We start from the raw sequence: 19,921 nt of genomic DNA, 5'->3' as shown, positions 1-19,921 counted from the left end.
GCCTCCCCGCTTTTTCCTCTCTGCAACAGAAATTCAAGGCGCCATCTAGGGCAGGGGGCGGCCACACCGTCGTGGCGCTGGCGTTGGCGTGGGAGCAAACCGCTTCGCGCGCCACGCTCTTGCGGTGGTTTGTGGATCCGCGCGTCAACTTCGAGGTTCAGAACCCCGAGTTTGCGGTTCTGAACGCTTGCTTTGGAGTTCTGGGACTTCGACGTTGAGGTTCTGAACTCGGACTTTGAGGTTCTGGACTTCAGCTTTGCGGTTCTGAACCCGGAGATCGAGGTTCTGAACGCCAGCTTTGAGGTTCCGAACGGCGGCTTTGAAGTACTCGAACGCCAACGTTGAGGTTCCGAGCTTCAGCGTTGAGGTTCAGAACGCCAACGTTGGCGTTCCGAACCCCAATCCCGGGGCTTTGAGCTTCGGCAGGAGGAAGCACACAGCGCCACGGGCGGTGCCCAGCCGGTTTGGCCGTACCTGCCCTGGATGGCGCCTTGAATTTTCGTAAGCGGGCGGAAAAAAGAACGGGAACTGTCTGAGCGAAGCGAGTTTTCCCGTTCTCCGCCCGGTTACGAAAATTCAAGGAGGGGGTCGCCATCTCGGGCGCGCCTTTCTTTTGCTTACTTTTCTTTGGCAAGACAAAGAAAAGTGAGTCGTGCCCGGCAGGGTACGAAACAGGGATGAACCACCAAGGCAAAAAGACGCAAAACGCCTCAACCAATGCTCCGCTTCCCCAAAACCCTCGCCCCCGGCAAACCCTTCCCCCTAGGCGCCCAATGGGACGGCCTGGGCATCAACTTCGCTGTCTTCTCCGCCAACGCCAGCAAGATCGAACTCTGCATCTTCGACCCAACCGGCCGCAAGGAGCTGGTCCGCTTCGCCCTGCCCGAATGCACAGACGAGGTCTGGCACGGCTACCTGCCCGACGTCGAAGCCGGGCTGGTCTACGGCTATCGCGCCTACGGTCCATGGGAGCCGCAGCATGGTCACCGCTTCAACCCGCACAAGCTGTTGCTCGATCCATACGCCCGCCGGCTCGCAGGCGCCCTGCGCTGGTCGGATGCGCTCTTCGGGTATCGGCTCAACTCCAATCGGGGGGATCTCTCGTTCGATCGCCGCGACAGCGCGCCTGCCATGCCCAAGGGCGTGGTCACCGACGAATCGTTCAACTGGGGCAACGACGTGCGTCCGAACATCCCGTGGTCGCGCACTGTCATCTACGAAGCCCACGTGCGCGGCCTGTCGATGCTGCGCGACGACCTGCTACCGCCCGAGCGCGGCACCTTCAGCGCGCTGGGTGACGCCGCGTTGATCGACCATCTGCACACGCTGGGCGTCACGGCGGTCGAACTGCTGCCGATCCATGCATTCGTGCAGGATCAGTTCCTGCTGGAGCGCGGGCTGCGCAACTACTGGGGCTACAACACGCTCAGCTTCTTTGCGCCGGAACCGGGTTACCTGTCGACGCCTTCGCTGCATGAGTTGAAGGTGGCGATCCGGCGGCTGCATGCGGCAGGCATCGAAGTCATCCTGGATGTCGTCTACAACCACACCTGCGAAGGCAGCGAACTGGGGCCCACGCTGTCCTTTCGCGGACTGGACAACGCGAGCTACTACCGCCTGGTGCCCGGGCAGGAGCGCTATTTCATCAACGATACGGGCTGCGGCAACACGCTCAACCTGTCGCACCCGCGCGTACTGCAGATGGTGATGGATTCACTGCGCTACTGGGTCAACGCGTTCCATGTGGATGGCTTCCGCTTCGACCTCGGCGTCACGCTCGGGCGCGAGGGCAACGGCTTCGATCCGGGCTCGGGCTTTTTCGACGCCGTGCGGCAGGACCCTGTGCTCTCCACGGTCAAGCTCATCGCCGAGCCTTGGGACGTGGGCCCCGACGGCTACCAGGTCGGCAACCACCCGCCGGGCTTTGCGGAATGGAACGATCGGTTTCGCGATGGCGTGCGCCGCTTCTGGCGCGGTGATGCCGGTCTGCGCCCCGATCTGGCGGCACGCCTGACCGGCAGCGGAGACCTGTTCGACCGCCGGCATCGCCGGCCTTGGGCATCGGTCAACTACGTGGCCTCGCACGACGGCTTCACGCTGCGCGACCTCGTCACCTATGCCGACAAGCACAACGAGGCCAACGGAGAAGACAACCGCGATGGCCACAACGACAACTGCAGCGCCAACTGGGGGATCGAAGGCCCGACCGATGATCCCGCCATCCGGGCCGTGCGCGAACGCGTGATCCGTTCGCTGCTGGCCACGGTGTTGTTCTCCAACGGCACGCCGATGCTGCTGGCGGGGGATGAGTTCGGCCGCACGCAGGATGGCAATAACAATGCGTATTGTCAGGACAACGCCATGTCCTGGCTCGACTGGGCATTGCTTGAGAAAGGCCCGGGGCAAGCGCTTTCGCGCTATACGGCACGACTGATTGCACTGCGCAGGGCCAGTCCGGCCCTGCGCTGTCCGCACTACGTGCACGGCAACGTCGAGATCCTGCCCGGGGTGCAGGACATTGCGTGGTTCGACGAGCGCGCACAGGTGCTCTCGCCCGACGCATGGAACGACAGCGAGGCCCGCGCGCTCGCGCTGCGCCGCGCCTGCGTCGAGACCATCGACGGCGAGGCGCGGCCGCACGTGGCACTGCTGCTGATCAACGGTGCGGCCGCCGACCTGACCTTCGTGCTGCCCGAACCTGCCATGGATTGGCTCCTGGTCGTCGACAGCGCAGCGCCCGAGCAGGACGCACACCCACACGCCGGCGGCACGCTGAAGGTGGCGGGCCGCAGCGTGGTACTGATGCTCGCCACGCAACTGGCCAGCATCGCGCAGATTGCAGACCACCCCGATGCAGACGTTGCCGCCGAGACCGTCGGGGACGCGTCGCAAACCGAGCACCATCCCCATCAGGACGCGCGCGTCGAACCCACCATGCAGGATCAGGCCGAGCCCGCCGCAGGCAATGGAGACGCCACGCTATGACCGAACCCGCCGCCCGCTTCGTCCACGACATGCCGTTCGGCGCCACCGTTCTGCCCGATGGCACCACCCGCTTCCGCCTGTGGGCGCCCGATGCCGCTGAAGTCTGGGTCGATTCCGACAACCGCAACACCCTCCGCATGGCTGCGGAGCCGGACGGCTGGTTCGCCGCCGTGGCGCCGGTCGGGGAGGGTACGAGCTACCGATACCGCGTCACCAGCCGGCAGGGGATCACCCTGTCGGTGCCCGACCCCGCCGCGCGCGCACAGTGGCAGGACCTGGCCGGCCCCAGCCTGGTCATCGACCCGCGACGCTACCGCTGGCAGCATGCCGGCTGGCGCGGCCGGCCCTGGCACGAGACCGTGCTGTACGAGCTGCACGTCGGTGCGCTGGGTGGGTTTCGCGGCGTACGGGCGCGCCTGCACGAGCTGGCACGGCTCGGCGTCACCGCTGTCGAGCTGATGCCCGTGGCCGAGTTTCCGGGCGCGCGCAACTGGGGCTACGACGGCGTGCTGCCCTTCGCGCCCGACGCAAGCTATGGCACGCCCGACGATCTCAAGGCGCTCATCGACACCGCGCACGGTCTCGGCATCATGGTGTTCCTCGATGTGGTCTACAACCACTTCGGGCCGGACGGCAATGCCCTGCATCACTACGCACAGGGCTTCTTTCGGGATGACGTGCATACACCCTGGGGCGCGGCCATCGACTTTCGCGTGCCCGAAGTGCGTGAGTTCTTCATCCAGAACGCGCTGATGTGGCTCATGGAATATCGCTTCGATGGCCTGCGGCTCGACGCCGTCCACGCCATCACCGAACGCGACTGGCTCGGTGAACTGGCCGCGCGCGTGCGCCTGGCGGCAGAGCCCGGGCGGCACGTCCACCTCGTGCTCGAGAACGAACACAATGCGGCATCGCTGTTGCGCGACGCGGGCGCCCACGGCGATTTCGACGCCCAATGGAACGACGACGGGCACAACGCCCTCCACGTGCTGCTGACCGGCGAGCACGAGGCCTACTACGCCGCCTATGCCGATGCGCCCGCCCAGCGGCTCGCACGCGTGCTGCAGGAAGGCTTCAGCTACCAGGGCGAGCCTTCGCCCATCCACAACAACGCACCGCGTGGCGAGCCAAGCGCCCACTTGCCGCCGACCGCGTTCGTGCTGTTCCTGCAGAACCACGACCAGATCGGCAACCGTGCCTTCGGCGAACGCCTGACCCAACTCGTGCACCCAGACGCGTTGCACGCTGCGCAGACGCTCCTGCTACTGAGCCCTCAGATACCGATGCTGTTCATGGGCGAGGAATGGGGCAGCACGTGCCCGTTCCTGTACTTCACCAGCCATCACGGCGCACTCGCCGATGCCGTGCGTGAGGGACGCCGGCGGGAGTTCGCCAGGTTCGCGGCGTTTGCCGACCCGCATCAGCGCGCGCGCATTCCCGACCCGAACGACGAGCGCACCTACCTCGCGTCTTGCCCGGGCGAGGCCGACGCACGCAACCCCGAACACGTCGGATGGCTCAGCCGCGTGCACCGGCTGCTGGCCTTGCGCCACGCCGAGATCATGCCCCGACTGCCCGGCGCCCGCGCGCTCGACGCCGTGCCGCTTGGCGCCACCGGCGCGCTAGCCCGCTGGCGCCTGGGCGATGGCAGCCTGCTGACGCTGGCGCTCAACGTCGGGGCCCAGCCCGTCGCCGTGCCCACCGCGCTCGCCGGCAGCCCGGCCGACCTGCTGCACGAGTCGCGTGAGGGCGCGGCGACGGCACTCATCGCGCATCGACTGCCCGGTCGCGCCTGCGTGGCCCTGCTGCACAGGCCCATGCCCGCCTCATTCGCCTGAGCATCATGGACTCCACCCGCAACGCACCCGGCACACCCTTCACGCCACTGCAGCAGCTGGCTTCCGAGGCCGGCCTCCTCGTCGACTGGGAGGATGCCGCCAGCCGTCCCATGCGCGTGGCCGACGACGTCCTGCGCGCCGTGCTGGGCTCGCTCGGCCTGCCGGCCGCCACCTCGGCCGACGTGGCGGACAGCCAGGGACGCCTGCGCGCGGAAGCCGAAGCAACGGCCATCCCGCCGCTGGTGACCGGCGTGGTGGGGCAGCCCATCGCGCTTCACACGACGGCGCCGCAAGCGGCCTTGCTTGCCGGCCGGCGTTACCGCATCGACTTCGAACGCGAAGGCGGCACCGACGCCACGCTCAGCATGAGCGCTGACGCGCGCCAGGCTACCCTGCAGCTGGCACCCGTGCAGGTGGCGGGGTACCACCGCCTGCGCATCGAGGCCGGGCCGGATGCCGTCATCGACAGCAACCTCGCCATCGCCCCCGCGCGGTGTTACAGCGTGGCCGACGCACTGCGCGAGCGGGGTCGCCCTGCCAACGCGCGCCTTTGGGGCAGTTCGGCGCAACTCTACGGCCTGCGATGCGGTGGAGACCACGCTGCAGTCAGCGCAGGCCTGGGCGATTACACCGCGGCCGGCGCGCTCGCCCGCCACCTGGCGCGACACGGCGCCGATGCGCTCGCCCTGAGCCCGGTCCATGCGATGTTCACTTCGGATGCCCACCGCTACTCGCCCTACTCGCCGTCCAGCCGCTTGTTCTTGAACGCGTGGATGATCGACCCGGCCGCCCTATTTGGCGACGACGCCGTCCGGCAGGTGGTGATCGATTCCAGCCTCGTCGATGACTTTGCCCGCCTCGAGGCGGCCCCCCTGATCGACTGGGCCGCCAGTGGCAGGGCGCGCATGACGGTGCTGCGCGCGTTGCATCGGCAGATGCTGCAATCGGCGGCGGGCAATGGCGCGGGTCGGCCGCTGGTTGAGGACTACCTTGCGTTCTGCGCCGCGGCCGGGCGCAGCCTGCTCGATCACGCTCACTTCGAGACACTGGACGCGCACCTGGGCCCGGCGCACTGGAAGCAGTGGCCGGCGCAGTATCAGGACCCGACGTACCTCGCCGTCCAGGCGTTCGCACGCGAGCACGCGGACGACGTGGACTTCCATCTCTTCCTGCAGTGGGCGGCTTCCCGACAGTTGGCAGCGGCCCAGCGGGCGGCGCAGGACGCCGGCATGGCCATCGGTCTGATCGCCGATCTCGCCGTCGGCACCGACAGCGCGGGCAGCCACGCGTGGTCGCAGCAGCAGGCGCTGCTGATCGGCGTGACGGTGGGTGCGCCGCCCGACATGTTCAACGCGCACGGCCAGGGCTGGGGCCTGACCACGTTCAGCCCCCGAGCCATGCGCACGCAGGGCTTTGCGGCGTTCATCGACATGCTGCGCGCCGTGATGGCGGTGCCCGGCGGCGTGCGCATCGACCACGTGCTCGGCCTCATGCGGCTGTGGGTGATTCCCGACGGCGCGCGACCGCTGGATGGCGTGTACCTGCGCTACCCGCTGCAAGACCTGCTGCGGCTGGTGGCACTGGAATCGTGGCGCAATCGCTGCGTCGTCATCGGGGAAGACCTGGGCACGGTGCCCGCCGGCCTGCGCGACCGGCTTGCCGACGATGGCCTGCTCGGCATGCGCATCCTTTGGTTCGAGCGCGACGACACGCAGATCGACGCGCCGTACCGGGCGCCGTACACCTGGGCGCCCGCCTCGGTGGCGATGACCAGTACACACGACACCCCTACGCTGGTTGGCTGGTGGGTGGGCAACGACCTGCGCTGGCAAGGCAAGCTCGGCCTGCTGCCGGTCGGCATGAGCGAGCGCGACGCACACGTGCAGCGCATGCATGATCGCGTCGCGCTGGTGGAAGCATTTGCCGACCACAACCGCCAGGTGCTGGCCGAGGGCGGTGTGCCGCGCCTCTGCGTGGCGCCTTTGCAGGCCGCACTGGAGCACGCGCGCAACAGCAGCGCCCCGCTGGCCGACGCCATCCTGCAAGCGAGCGCGCAGGACTTTGCCACGGCGGCTACTGCATTCACGGGGGCGGCAACCACACCGCTGGCCCTCGTCCCGCTCGAAGACCTGCTGGGCCTGGCAGAACAGCCCAACCTGCCCAGCACGATCGACACGCATCCGAACTGGCGCCGCCGCCTGCCCGCACCGCTCGACACGCTGCTGGACGCGCCCGCCATCCGGGCCCGCCTGGCAGCCCTGGCAAATGCACGCGGGAGCCTTCCATGAGCACGCCTGTCATGCCCCTCCTGCCCCGGCCGGTGCCGCGCGCCACCGTGCGCCTGCAGTTGCACCGCGGCTTCACGTTCGACGATGCAAGGGCGCTGCTGGACGACTTTGCGACGCTCGGCATCTCGCACGTGTACACGTCCCCCATCACCACGGCGCAGCCCGGTTCGACGCATGGCTATGACGTGGTCGACCCCACCCGCGTGAACCCCGAACTGGGCGGTGAATCGTCTCTCGGGCAGCTCGTGGATGCGCTGCATGCACGGGGCATGGGCCTCATCGTCGATATCGTGCCCAATCACATGGGCGTGGGCGGCGCGCACAACGCCTGGTGGCTCGACGTGCTCGAATGCGGGCCCGACAGCGCCTATGCGGGCTTCTTCGACATCGACTGGCAGCCCGCCAACCCGGCGCTGCGCGACCGGGTGCTTGCGCCGTTCCTTGGCGAACCCTACGCCGATGCGCTGGCGGGTGCGCGCCTGCAGCTGGCATACGAACCAGCCGCCGCGCGGCTCGACATCACGTACTACGACCATCGCTTCCCAGTCGCCCTGAGCGATTACGCAACGCTGCTGGGCACCGGCGACGCAGACGCAACCGCGCGGGCGGTGGCTGATCTGTTTGCCGCACTGGGCACGATCCGCTCCGTGCACGCGCGCCGTGAATGCGCCGATGCCGCGCGCGATGCGCTACGCAACTTTGCGGCCACCGACGCGGGCGCCGCGCACATCGCCCAGGTGCTGCAGGCGCTGAACGCGCAGCCGGACCAGCTGGATGCCCTGATGACGCGCCAGCACTGGCGCCTCGCCCACTGGCGCACGGCCAACGACGAGGTCAACTGGCGCCGCTTTTTCGACATCAGTTCGCTGGCCGGGCTGCGCATCGAACGCGCGGACGTCTTCGAAGCCACGCATGCGCTGCTGTTCAGGCTCTATCGACAGGGCTGGATCGACGGAGTGCGCATCGACCACGTCGACGGCCTGGCCGATCCCGCCGCCTATTGCCGCCAGCTGCGCCGCAGGCTACAGGCCGAGCACACCGCGCGCCCGGCGGATCGGCGTGGCAGCCGCTCCTGGATCGTGGTGGAGAAGATCCTCGCTCACGATGAGGCCATGCGCACCGACTGGGACATCGACGGCACGAGCGGCTACGACTTCATGAACGAGGTCGGCGCCCTGCTGCATGACGCGCAGGGCGAAGACGCACTGACGCAAGGCTGGCTGGAATGGACCGGCGCCCCGGCTTGCGAGGCTGCATTCAGGGCGACGGCGCTGCCAGCGCGCGGGCAGATTCTGCGTGAACACTTCGCGGCGGAACTCGACGCGGCCACGACGGCGCTGCATGCCGTGGCCCAGCAGCAGCGCGAAACGCACGACGTCACGTGGCACGGCATCCGTCGCGCCTTGACCGAGGTGGTGGTGCATTTTCCGGTGTACCGCACCTATGCCAACGCGCATGGCCGGGATGCACAGGACACCGCCATCGTGCGGACCGCGATCGAGCACGCGAGGACGTGCCTGCGACGGGTGGATCAGCCGGTGCTGCGCTGGCTGGATGCATGGCTGGGCGGTCAACCCGCCGGACAGAACAAGCTGCGGCAGCACGCTTTGCGCCGATGCCAGCAGTTGTCCTCGCCAGTCGCGGCCAAGGCGGTGGAGGACACGGCGTGCTACCGCTACGGGCGGCTGCTGTCGCGCAACGAGGTCGGTGCGGACCCGGGGCAGTTCGCCTTGAGCGCGGCTGCCTTTCACCGGGCCATGCAGGCGCGTGCCGGCACCTGGCCGCACGCGCTGCTTGCTACCGCCACGCACGATCACAAGCGCGGGGAAGACGTGCGCGCGCGGCTGGCCGTACTCTCGGAACAGGCCGCGCACTGGCTGGCCACCGCACACCAATGGCGCGCCGATCACGCGGCATGGGTGCGCCATCTGCCGGGAGGGCCGGCCCCTTCACCGGCGACGCAATGGATGCTGTATCAAACCCTGGTGGGCGTCTGGCCCGCCGGACTCGACTGGCGCAACACCGACGCCGTGCGTGCGCTGGCAGAACGTGTCGCCCGCTGGCAGGAAAAGGCGCAGCGCGAAGCGAAGCTGCGCACCGACTGGTTTGCGCCCGATGCGGGCTACGAGGCCGCGTGCCGCGAGTTCGTCTTCACGCTGCTCACGGGTGAGGCTGCGCCCGCCTTTCTGCCCTCGCTGTCGGCCTTCGTGCAAGGCATCGCGCCGGCTGCGGCGGTCAATGGCCTGACCCAGGCCCTGCTGCGCGTGACGGCCCCCGGGGTGCCCGACCTCTACCAGGGCACCGACTTCTGGGACACCAGCCTGGTCGACCCCGACAACCGCCAGCCGGTCGACTACGCTGCGCGGCACCGCGCCTTGCATGCGCTGAACGTGCATGCCGGCCACAGCCTCGCCGCGTTGCTGACGCATTGGGCCGATGGCCGCATCAAGCAGGCCATGCTGGCACGGGCGTTGACCTTGCGTGCTGCGCGGCCAGCCGTGTTCGAGACAGGCGGTTACCAGCCGCTCGCGGTGAGCGGCAGCGGCGCCGCGCATGTGCTGGCATTCGCGCGCGAGCATGAAGACCGGGCAGTGGTCGTCATCGTGCCGCTGCACGTCTCTGCGCTGCTGGGGCACGCCACGACACCCGCCTTTCCCACCGGGGCATGGCGGGATACCACCGTCTGCCTGCCGGCCGCCCTCTGCCAGACGGCGCTGCACAGCGTGTTCGATGGGCAGACGCTGCACAGCCCGCGCCTCGCGCTCGGGCAGGTGTTGGCGCACCTGCCGGTCGCCTTGCTGCACACCTGATAGCCACCTGCCGCCAAGGTCCACGGTCTCGCCTCACTCCGGTTCACGGGTTAACACCGACTGCGGGCCACCCCGGACCGATCTAAAATTCCTCTATTCATATAGATGACTAAAGCACTGCGTCACTGACGCGTCGCCCGCGTCACCCGGAGGAGACCGCATGTTCGGCTGGTTCAAAGAGATTTCACAACGGGAAAAGCGCACGTTCTGGGCCTGCTTTGGCGGCTGGGCGCTGGATGCGCTGGACGTGCAGATGTTCAGCCTCGTCATTCCCACCATCATTGCCGCATGGCACATCGGCAAGGCAGAGGCCGGGCTGGTGTCGGGCGTGACGCTGGTCGCTTCGGCGCTGGGCGGCTGGATTGCCGGCGCACTGACCGACCGCTTTGGCCGGGTGCGCACACTGCAGATCACGGTGCTGTGGTTCTCGGTGGCGACGTTCGCTTCGGCGTTCGCACAGAACTTCGAGCAGTTCCTCGTACTCAAGGCCATCCAGGGCTTCGGCTTTGGCGGTGAATGGGCGGCCGGCGCCGTGCTGATGGCCGAGAGCATCCGGCCCAGCCATCGCGGCAAGGCCATGGGCACCGTGCAGAGCGCCTGGGCCGTGGGCTGGGGCGCGGCGGTGCTGCTGTATGCGCTCACCTATTCCTTCATCGAGCCGGAACTCGCCTGGCGCGTGATGTTTGCCGCCGGGTTGCTGCCGGCGCTGCTCATCATCTACATCCGCCGTGGCGTGCAGGAACCCGCGCCGGCCGCCCGGCCCGACGCGAACGCCGATGCGATGCCGATCTCGCGCTTTCCGCTGCTCGACATCTTCCGCCCGCAGGTGCTGCGCATGACGCTGATCGGCGGGCTGCTCGGGGTGGGTGCGCATGGCGGCTACTACGCGCTCATGACCTGGCTGCCGACCTTCCTGAAGACGGAGCGCCACCTGTCGGTGCTGGGCACGGGGGGTTATCTGGCGGTCATCATCTTCGCTTTCTGGTGCGGTTGCGTGGCGAGCGCCTGGCTGCTGGACGTGCTCGGCCGGCGCGGCAACATCCTGCTGTTCTCGTGCTGCTGCGTGGTGACGGTGCTGGTGTATCTGCTGCTGCCGCTGTCCGACACCGCCATGCTCGTGCTGGGCTTTCCGCTGGGCTTCTTCGCGGCGGGCATCCCGGCCAGCATGGGCGCGCTCTTCAACGAGCTGTATCCGCAGGGTGTGCGCGGCACGGGGGTGGGCTTCTGCTACAACTTCGGCCGCGTCGTGTCGGCGGCGTTCCCGGTGCTGGTGGGCAAGATGAGCGCGTCGATGTCGCTCGGCACGGCCATCGGTATCGACGCGGCCATCGCCTATGCGATCGTCGCGGTGGCGGTGCTGATGCTGCCCGAAACGCGCGGCCGCGATCTGGCTGCCGTGACCGCCTGATGCCTTCGCTTGTCCGTCATGACCCACACCACACCACATCAGGAGACTCCATGCCGTCGCGCCGCGCCTTCAACACCGGGTTGCTTGCCATGCTAGGTTCCACCGCCCTCGCCGGCTGCGCCACGAACGGCGCGCGCGAACCGGCCACGCGCATCACGGCCATCGACACGCACGCGCACGTCTTCGAGCGTGGCCTGCCGCTGGCCAACGCGCGCCGCTATGCCCCCAGCTACGACGCAACGCTGCCGGCTTACCTGGCGCAGCTCGACGCGCATGGCGTATCGCATGGCGTGCTGATCCAGCCCAGCTTCCTGGGCGTCGACAACAGCTACCTGCTGGCCGCGCTCAAGCAAGCGCCGCAGCGGCTGCGCGGCGTGGCCGTGATCGACCCTGCAGCACCCGAGGCGTTGCTCGCGCAGATGCACACGGAGGGCATCGTCGGCATCCGTCTGAACCTGATCGGCACGCCCAACCCGCCGTTGACATCGCCTGTGTGGCGGGCTGCGCTGGCGCGCCTGCACGCGCTCGGCTGGCATGTCGAGCTGCATGCGGAAGCACGCCGCCTGCCCGCGCTCATGCAGCCGCTGCTCGACGCGCAGGTCAATGTGGTGGTAGACCACTTCGGCCGGCCGGACCCGACCCTTGGCGTTGACGACCCAGGCTTTGTCGCGCTGCTCGCCGCCGGCAGCACACGCCGCGTGTGGGTCAAGATTTCCGGCGCTTACCGCAATGGCAGCCACGGACGCGGCGAAGCCATCGCCCAGGCCGCCATGCCGCGCTTGAAAGATGCGCTGGGCCTGGACCGCCTCGTCTGGGGCAGCGACTGGCCGCATACCCAGTTCGAATCGCAGATCAGCTACGACAAGATGTGGGCGTTCGCCGGCGTGCTGTTGCCCGACGCCGCAGAGCGCCGACAGGTGCTGGTCGACACGCCCGCGCAGTTGTTCCGCTTTGTCTGAAGGCCTGCACGCCTCCTCGGGGCTTCCCACGCGATACCCGGTTTCGCCAATCACGAATGTCGCCGTGGGAGCCGCGCTCCTACACTGGCCGCTCCTCGTTCAGACCCGCGCAAAGGAGCAGCCATGCAGCAGCATCGACTCGTCGACCAGCAATTCGGCCAGGTGGCCCAGGCGTACCTGACCAGCGTCGTGCACGCACAGGGCGCCGATCTCGACGCGCTGGCCGCGCTGGCGCAGTCCGTGCCGCATGCCAAGGTACTCGACCTCGGCTGCGGCGGCGGGCATGTGAGCTTTGCCATGGCGCCGCACGCGGCCACCGTGGTCGCCTATGACCTCTCGGAAGACATGCTGGCGGTCGTGGCCGCCGAAGCCTCGCGCCGCGGCCTGACGGACCTGCACACGCGGGCAGGCCGCGCCGAAGCGCTGCCGTTTGACGATGCGACCTTCGATATCGTTGCCTCGCGGTTCTCCGTGCATCACTGGTATGACGCGCGCAAGGGTCTGGCCGAAGCGCGCCGCGTGCTCAAACCCGGCGGCAGGCTCGTCATCGTGGACGTCTTTGCACCGGAGGTGCCCTTGCTCGACACGTTCCTGCAAGCGGCCGAGGTTTTGCGCGACGCGTCGCACGTGCGCAACTACCGTCTCTCGGAATGGCAGGCCATGCTGGCCGAAGCGGGTTTCCAGCCCGCGTCGCCGCGCACGTGGAAACTGCCCATGGCCTTTGAGGGCTGGATCGCGCGGATCCGCACGCCGCAAGTCCGCGCCGATGCGATCCGCCACCTGTTCGATCACGCCGCGGAGGAAGCACGCGGGTACTTTGCCGTGACACCCGACCATTCGTTCGCCATCGACGCCATGATGATCGAAGCGATCTAATCCGTTCGACTTCCCTACGTTCGGATGAGATGCCCCACCCATCCGGCACGGAACCGGGACATGACGCAAAACCTGAGATCGGGCACCGTTCCGCTGGCACCCAAAAGCCATTACGCTTGAGGGCTGCCGGCGGCCCGCCGCTGCGATGGCACTGACTTCCGCGCCGGCACCCGATCCATGTACGCACTGCTTCCCGCCTTCGTTTCCTCGCTGTTCCTGTTCTATGGCGTCTACGTGCTCGGCACGCGTGGCCGCTCCCGCGCCAGCCTGGCCTTCTTCGCGCTCACGGTACTGACCTTCCTGTGGCAAGGCCTGTGGGCGTTCCTGTTCCGCGCGCCGGACGCCGCTACGGCACAGGTGCTGGCCAAGCTGGGCTGGCTGGCCATCCTGCCGTTGCCCACCACGATCTATCACTTCTCCGCCGAGATGGCCGAACGCCCCGGCGAGCGGCGCTGGCTGCTGGCCTCATATGCCCTTGCGGCGGTGCTGATGGCGCTGCTGCCCGGCACCGACTGGGTCATCTCCGGGGTCCGGCGGTTCGATTTCGGTTTCTATCCGAAGGCCGGCCCGCTGGAGGCCGTGCACATCGTCCAGACAACGGCGCTGATCCTGCGCAGCCTCTGGCTGCTGTACGCCGGCCAGCGGCACGCCACGCCCGAAAAACGCAAACGACTGCGCCTGTGCATGCTGGGCGTGGGGGTGTACTCGCTGGCGGCTTCGGACTACGCCGTGAACTACGGCCTGGCGCCGTATCCGCCCGGCGTGCTGTTCATCGCCTGCAGCCCGCTGCTGATCACGTGGGCACTGGTCCGGCTCGACCTCATGCGCCCGTACGCGGTGGCTGCCGGCATCGCGCATGAGCTGCGCGCACCGCTGGTCACCATCCGCATGCAGGCCACGGAAATGGCACGCGCCTGGCCGATCCTGTTCAAGGGCTATCAGTTGGCGGTCAGCAAGGGGCTATGTGCTGACACGCTGGCACCGGATTCACTCAGGCGGATGTCGCAACTCGCGACCGCCATCGATGCCGAAGCGGCCACCGCCCACACGGTCATCGACATGGCGCTGGCCTCGGTCACGCTCGATCGCTTCGACACACGTCACTTTGCCGCGCACAGCCTGTATGAATGTGTCGCAGAGGCGATCGATCGCTACCCGTTCCAGGTTGGGGAACGGGCCCGGCTGACGCTGGTACCGTTTGATCCCGCCTGGCGCTTTTTCGGCTCCGACACGCTGCTCGTGTACGTTGTCTTCAATCTGATCAAGAACGCGCTCTACGCGATCCACACCGCCGGCAGCGGCAGCATCGAGATCAGCGCCACCTGGAGTGGCGAGCACTATGTGGTCGAATTCCGCGATACGGGCTGCGGCATTGCACCGGAGCACGTCGGACGCGTCTTCGATCCGTTCTTCTCGACCAAGCACCATGGCAGCGGACACGGCATGGGACTGGCGTTCTGCCGGCGGGTGATGGAGTCGCTCAACGGCCGCATCGATTGCCAGTCGACACTGGGCAAGGGCACGTGCTTTTCACTGTCGTTCCGGCGCCTGCCGGGGGGCTGAGCCGCGAGCGGCCTCAGTCTGTGCCGCCCACGGTGCGCAAACCCGGCGCTCCCAGATGGAAGCGGAACGTATTGCGCCCGTTGCGCTTGGCTTCGTAAAGCGCCACGTCCGCATGCTCGAACAGGGCATCGAGCCGTTCATCGCCGGGGGTGAGCGTCACCGCGCCGGCAGACAGCGTCACGTAGGGCGCCACCGTGGAGGCCGCGTGCGGCTGCGCCCGCTCCGCCACCGCGGAGACCATGCGCGCAATCACATGGCGCGCATCGTCCAGCCCGAGATCGAACAGCATGGCGGCGAACTCCTCTCCACCCACGCGGGCGATGAAATCATCCGGGTGGCGGCAGGCGGCGGTCAACGTTTCGGCCACCGTGCGCAGGCACTCGTCGCCCTGCAGATGGCCGTAGGTGTCGTTGTATTGCTTGAAGCAGTCGATGTCGAACAGCGCCAGCGTGATGGTGCGGCCGTCGCGGCGCGCGTGGTCGAGCAGGCGCGGCGCCTGTGTCTCGAAGAAGCGGCGGTTGAACAGATGCGTGAGCGAGTCCCGGTTGACGTCGTTCTCGAGCAGGCTCAGCTTGGCCTGCGTGCGTTGCAGTTCGCCGCGCAGGGCATTCTGGGCGCTGGCCATGCCCGCGCGCCGCAACTGCTCGACGGTCACATCGCGCAGCAGGAGAAAGGCACCGGCATGGCGGCCGCGCGCATCGGTCAGGCCTTCCAGCGTCATCTCCAGCGTCCGTCCGCTCTCGCGCAGCCAGACCTGGTGGCGGTTGGGCACCCGCGTGCGCTCGAACTCGCGCAGGAGGGCCGGTACCTCCAGCTCGGCCGGCAATGGTGTGTAGAGCCGCGCCGCCGGCAACAGATGACGCGCGGCGGCATTGATGCTGGCGACGCGGCCGTCGGATGCCAGCACGATGCAACCGTCCCGCATGGCTTCGACGATCTTGCCGCGCGCGTAGACGGCTGTGTCGCGCAGTCGCGGCAACAGGACACACCAGCCCAACAGCGCGGTGCTGATCGCAAATGTGGCCGGCGTGAGGTCACCGCCCAGCGCGGTGGTCCAGTGTTGCAGATAGGCCAGATGTGCCACCAGCGGCAGCAATTGCCCGACCACCAGCGCCAGCCGGACCCGCGTGCGCGACGGACCGTAGAGCGCGGTGACAGCCTCGCTGGGTGGCAGGGTCAGCAGCACAAGGCTTATGGCCAGCAGCAGGTAACTGTAGGCGGTCGCGACCCAGAACATGCGTCCGTGGTCGAACACCGCGCGCTGCACGCCCTCGATGACAATGAAGCGCGCATCCAGCCAGACCAGGTGATGCAGTTCGTTGGTGGCGACCAGGCCGAGGAAGCCCGCAGCCACCAGCAGCGCCGCGACCCATCCCATGCGCACCACGGGCAGCGCGTTGCACTCCGGCCGGGTCAGCCCCACCACCATGCGCAGCCAGGCGGCCGGCACGATCATGATCCCGACATAGGCGACCTTGGCCCAACCCACGCGCGCGGGCATGTCAAGGGTGACGACCTCCATGAGCCGCGCGCCGCTCCAGAGTGCGGAGCCCAGGGCGAGCAGCATGAAGGCGCCGACCTCGGGGTCGTCGCGGCGTGCCCATGACACGCCGATCAGCGCGATGGAAATGAGCGCAGCGCACGCCAGTGCCGCGATCAGCATGATCGGCACATCCCACGCGCACAGCGACGCCGGCAGATACTGTTGCCAGCCGGTCTCTCCACGTTGCACTCCCCGTCGGTCATTGTTGTCAGAGGTTCGAGCCTCACTGCCTGCGACAGTGCGGTTACGCTGCGCTCGATTGCCTGTCAAGCCTTATCGGCACAAACTGTAAAAACTGAAGCGCCATCTTGGTTTACAGCGGTTGACATGGTGCACGTCTGCGGGTGCGCTGCCAATGCATTCGTTTGCGTGCTGCTTTATTCACATCTCGCCCGCTGGCTATCTGACGCTCACAAAACGTCGGTATGATCGAACCATGACCGATACCCGCGCCACCGCTCATCTCTACCCCGCGCACGACCTGGCGGTCTGCACGGACGCCGACACCGCCGTCGAGCGTATCACCGCCATCTACGAGCGCTCTGCACAAACGATCCGCGAGCGCTTCCAAGCCTTCGCACACGGCGAAGATTGCGCGGACGACGCGCCTGCCTGCTATCCCTACCTCGGCATCACCGTCGACCCGAAAACGCTCGTGAGCGATGCGCGCCCGGCCTGGGGCACAGTGGCGTATCCGGGCGTGTACGGCACGACGCTCACACGCCCCGATCTGTTCCGGGAGTACTACCGCGGGCAGATCGAACGCCTGCTGCACTATCACAACAGCCCGGTGGTGGTGGGCGTGAGCAACCGGCCGATTCCGCTGCCGTTCGTGGTGGAAGCCTCCACCGTGGACATCACGCCGGAACAGGCCCGTGCCCTGGGCGGCGCCTTCACGCTGCCCGATCTCGCGCAGATCGACGACTCGATCGCCAACGGCACCTATCGCCCGGTTGGAGACGAGCCCCAGCCGCTGTCGATGTTCACCGCCGAGCGTGTAGACCTGGCCCTGCAGCGCCTTTACCACTACACGGCCACCCACCCCAAGCATTTCCAGCGCTTCGTGCTGTTCACGAACTACCAGCGCTATGTCGATGAGTTTGCCGCCCTGGGCCGCAAGCTGATGGAAGAAGGCAACGACGAGGGCTACATCCGCTTCATCGAGCCCGGCGACACGGTGCACGAACTGGGCACACCGGCGCCCGACGACGCGCATCGCATCAAGGGCCTGCCGCAGATGCCCGCCTACCATCTGGTGCGCGAAGACCGCCTTGGGGTGACGCTGGTCAACATTGGCGTGGGCCCATCGAACGCCAAGACCATCACCGACCACCTCGCCGTGCTGCGTCCGCACTGCTGGATGATGATCGGCCACTGCGGCGGCCTGCGCCGGTCGCAGCAACTGGGCGACTACGTGCTCGCCCACGCCTACGTGCGCGACGACCATGTGCTCGACCAGGACCTGCCGCCGTGGGTGCCCGTGCCGCCCATCGCGGAAATCCAGGTGGCGCTGCAGGAGGCGGTGGCACGCATCACCGGGCTCTCGGGCGTCGACATGAAGTCGCGCATGCGCACCGGTACGGTGGTCTCCACCGATGACCGCAATTGGGAGCTCAAATACCAGGCGCTCTACACGCGCTTCAACCAGTCGCGCGCCATCGCCATCGACATGGAAAGCGCGACGATCGCCGCCAACGGCTTCCGCCTGCGTGTGCCATACGGCACCCTGCTGTGCGTGTCGGACAAGCCGCTGCATGGCGAGCTGAAGCTGCGCGGCATGGCCAACCTGTTCTATCGCCAGCGCGTGAGCCAGCACTTGGCCATTGGCATGGAAACCGTGCGCCTGCTGCGTGAGAACGGTGTCGAGACGCTGCACTCACGCAAGCTGCGCAGCTTCGACGAGCCGGCGTTCCGGTAAACACGGAAGGGGCTACGGCGCACCGGGCGCGGCGGCTGACCAGCGACGGAAAGCCGCCAGTGAAGCGCAAGACCCAAAAAAGGGCCATCGGAAATGCATGAAGAAACGCCCGCAACGTGGCGGGCGTGGCGGTGCGTGTTCCGCGCTAATGCGGCAACGCTGACAGTCGATGTTCGGCGAGCAAGACGCTGGCGCTAAGGGCCAGTTGGGCGGAGACAAAGCCCTCGGGTATCTCGATCGCCTCCCAGTCGCACACGATGCGGCCCGCGCGGGTGACCTGAAAGCGTGCCGTCCAGCGGTGGTCGGCGCGCTGGAGCGGGTCGATGAAGATCACGTGCCCGCCATGTGTCACTTCCTGAATCGGCATGGTGTTGCCCCGCTGGTCATCGTTGGACCTTCACCTTAGCAGACGCGGAGGACACCATCTGTCCGCCGCACACCTACAAACGGGTGACAGCGGACGCACTAGGGCTCTCCCACGTCACCTCAGCCGACCAGCGGATCGGGCCGCGCCGAAGAACGGGTATTCGGCAAGGGGTCATTGTCCGGACCGTAATACGTGAATACCGCCGAGAACTTGACGGCACCCGTCTGGTTGGCGCGCGCCGCGTGGAAGGTGTCGCAGTGGAAGAGCAGCACATCGCCCGGCAGCAGAGGGACCGGGCGCGCAGTGTCGATCAGCTCGCGGTTCTCGGCGATGTCCTGGCGCAGGAAGAGCTTTTCGTCGAAGCGCTCGGCGGGCAGCGTGAGCTTGTGGCTGCCCGGGATCACCCACAGGCAGCCGTTGTCCACCGTCTCTTCCACCAGTGCCAGCCATGACGACACCAGCGCATTGCGCGCGAACGACCAATAGCGGCTGTCGCGATGCCAGTGCGTGGCGGTGCCGAATGCAGGATGCTTGGTCATCACGCAGTTGTGATGCGCGCGCGAGAGGTGGACCGGGCTGCCGATCAGCTGGGCAATGGCACCGGCGACACGCGCATCGCGTGCCCATTCGGTGTACGGCGTGCCTCGCGAGTCCGCATCCAGCAGGCGGCGCACCGTGTGGCCGCCTTCGGCCTCGCGCGAAGCGGGCGCGCCGGCATATCCGACGTCCGTTTCCAGCTCCACCGGCGGCACCGCATGCGCCAGCGCCTCCTGCGCGGCTGCGAGCAACGCCGCGCACTCCTGCTGCGTGGCAAGGCCCCGTAGCACGACATAGCCGTGCTCGTGGAAGAACGCCTGTTGGTCGGCAGAAAGCGGCTTCGGGAGCGCGGGGGCGGGGATGGGCGTGCTGGCAGACGCGGTCATGGCGGGAAGATCGTACGAAGACGGCGAAAGTCGATGAGTGTAGCGCGCCGTCCCGGCGCGTGCAGGCCTGGCGCGTGCTCAGGCCTGCCCCGGATCAAACGGCGCTCACTCCAGTTCCAGCACGGTGACGGTCAGCACGCCGTTGATCTGTTCCGCTGTGAAGCGGACCTTGCTGCCAACGTGCACTTTCGACAGCATGGCCGGGTCTTGCACGCGGAAGACCATCGTCATGGCATCCATGTCGAGATTGACGAGCGGACCATGCTTGATGGTGAGCTTGCCGGCGGCGGTGTCGACCTTCTTGATCTCGCCTTCGGATATCGGGGCGGCGGCAGGCGCCGAGGCCGTGGGTGCGGGGGCCGCGCCTCCGGCGGAATGGGCAACCGGGGCGCCGGCCAGCAGCACGGCGAGCATCAGGGCATGGCGGAGGGACATGTTGGGCT

The 19,921-nt window shown here is 67.6% G+C and carries 14 protein-coding genes; 10 read left to right on the top strand and 4 right to left on the bottom strand.

The window, feature by feature from the left end; translation table 11 throughout:
• Positions 1-192 precede the first annotated feature (192 nt).
• From R2N03_RS10025 to R2N03_RS09985, 9 genes are all read left to right on the top strand, one after another.
• Positions 193-345, top strand: coding sequence for a hypothetical protein (locus R2N03_RS10025; RefSeq protein ID WP_316657417.1), 153 nt, complete (start codon positions 193-195; stop codon positions 343-345).
• 372 nt (positions 346-717) lie between these two features.
• Positions 718-2,985, top strand: coding sequence for a glycogen debranching protein GlgX (gene glgX, locus R2N03_RS10020; protein WP_316657416.1), 2,268 nt, complete (start codon positions 718-720; stop codon positions 2,983-2,985).
• On the top strand, positions 2,982-4,823 hold the full coding sequence (gene treZ, locus R2N03_RS10015; RefSeq protein WP_316657415.1) for a malto-oligosyltrehalose trehalohydrolase: 1,842 nt from the start codon (positions 2,982-2,984) through the stop codon (positions 4,821-4,823). The genes glgX and treZ overlap by 4 nt, the downstream gene beginning before the upstream one ends.
• A 5-nt stretch (positions 4,824-4,828) precedes the next feature.
• Positions 4,829-7,111: a 4-alpha-glucanotransferase gene (gene malQ, locus R2N03_RS10010; RefSeq protein WP_316657414.1), complete on the top strand. Its 2,283-nt coding sequence runs from the start codon at positions 4,829-4,831 to the stop codon at positions 7,109-7,111.
• A complete protein-coding gene (gene treY, locus R2N03_RS10005; RefSeq protein ID WP_316657413.1) occupies positions 7,108-9,921 on the top strand; it encodes a malto-oligosyltrehalose synthase in 2,814 nt (937 codons plus the stop codon). The genes malQ and treY overlap by 4 nt, the downstream gene beginning before the upstream one ends.
• A 160-nt stretch (positions 9,922-10,081) precedes the next feature.
• On the top strand, positions 10,082-11,329 hold the full coding sequence (locus R2N03_RS10000) for an MFS transporter (RefSeq protein WP_316657412.1): 1,248 nt from the start codon (positions 10,082-10,084) through the stop codon (positions 11,327-11,329).
• Between the two features lie 50 nt (positions 11,330-11,379).
• Entirely contained in the window at positions 11,380-12,288 is a 909-nt protein-coding gene (locus R2N03_RS09995) for an amidohydrolase family protein (protein ID WP_316657411.1), read from the top strand.
• Between the two features lie 123 nt (positions 12,289-12,411).
• Positions 12,412-13,164: a class I SAM-dependent methyltransferase gene (locus R2N03_RS09990; RefSeq protein ID WP_316657410.1), complete on the top strand. Its 753-nt coding sequence runs from the start codon at positions 12,412-12,414 to the stop codon at positions 13,162-13,164.
• A gap of 177 nt (positions 13,165-13,341) precedes the next feature.
• Positions 13,342-14,727, top strand: coding sequence for a sensor histidine kinase (locus tag R2N03_RS09985; RefSeq protein ID WP_316657409.1), 1,386 nt, complete (start codon positions 13,342-13,344; stop codon positions 14,725-14,727).
• Positions 14,728-14,740: 13 nt separating this feature from the next.
• Here the strand turns inward: R2N03_RS09985 and R2N03_RS09980 are convergent, their stop codons facing one another.
• Positions 14,741-16,459, bottom strand: coding sequence for a GGDEF domain-containing protein (locus tag R2N03_RS09980; RefSeq protein ID WP_316657408.1), 1,719 nt, complete (start codon positions 16,457-16,459; stop codon positions 14,741-14,743).
• Positions 16,460-16,706: 247 nt separating this feature from the next.
• Between R2N03_RS09980 and R2N03_RS09975 the strand changes: the two genes are divergently transcribed.
• The gene (locus R2N03_RS09975) at positions 16,707-18,188 is read left to right on the top strand and encodes an AMP nucleosidase (protein ID WP_316657407.1); all 1,482 of its coding nucleotides are present in this window, start codon (positions 16,707-16,709) and stop codon (positions 18,186-18,188) included.
• 145 nt (positions 18,189-18,333) lie between these two features.
• Here R2N03_RS09975 and R2N03_RS09970 read toward each other — a convergent pair whose 3' ends face one another.
• The 3 genes from R2N03_RS09970 to R2N03_RS09960 form a co-directional block, all read right to left on the bottom strand.
• Complete coding sequence (locus R2N03_RS09970) at positions 18,334-18,555, bottom strand: hypothetical protein (RefSeq protein WP_316657406.1); 222 nt, start codon at positions 18,553-18,555, stop codon at positions 18,334-18,336.
• Between the two features lie 119 nt (positions 18,556-18,674).
• On the bottom strand, positions 18,675-19,478 hold the full coding sequence (locus R2N03_RS09965) for a phytanoyl-CoA dioxygenase family protein (protein ID WP_316657405.1): 804 nt from the start codon (positions 19,476-19,478) through the stop codon (positions 18,675-18,677).
• Positions 19,479-19,583: 105 nt separating this feature from the next.
• Entirely contained in the window at positions 19,584-19,913 is a 330-nt protein-coding gene (locus tag R2N03_RS09960) for a copper-binding protein (RefSeq protein WP_316657404.1), read from the bottom strand.
• Between the last annotated feature and the right edge of the window lie 8 nt (positions 19,914-19,921).

The organism is Ralstonia condita, from assembly GCF_958405655.1.
GTDB classification, from domain to species: Bacteria; Pseudomonadota; Gammaproteobacteria; order Burkholderiales; family Burkholderiaceae; genus Ralstonia; species Ralstonia condita.
This window is presented reverse-complemented; position numbering and strand designations above follow the sequence as displayed.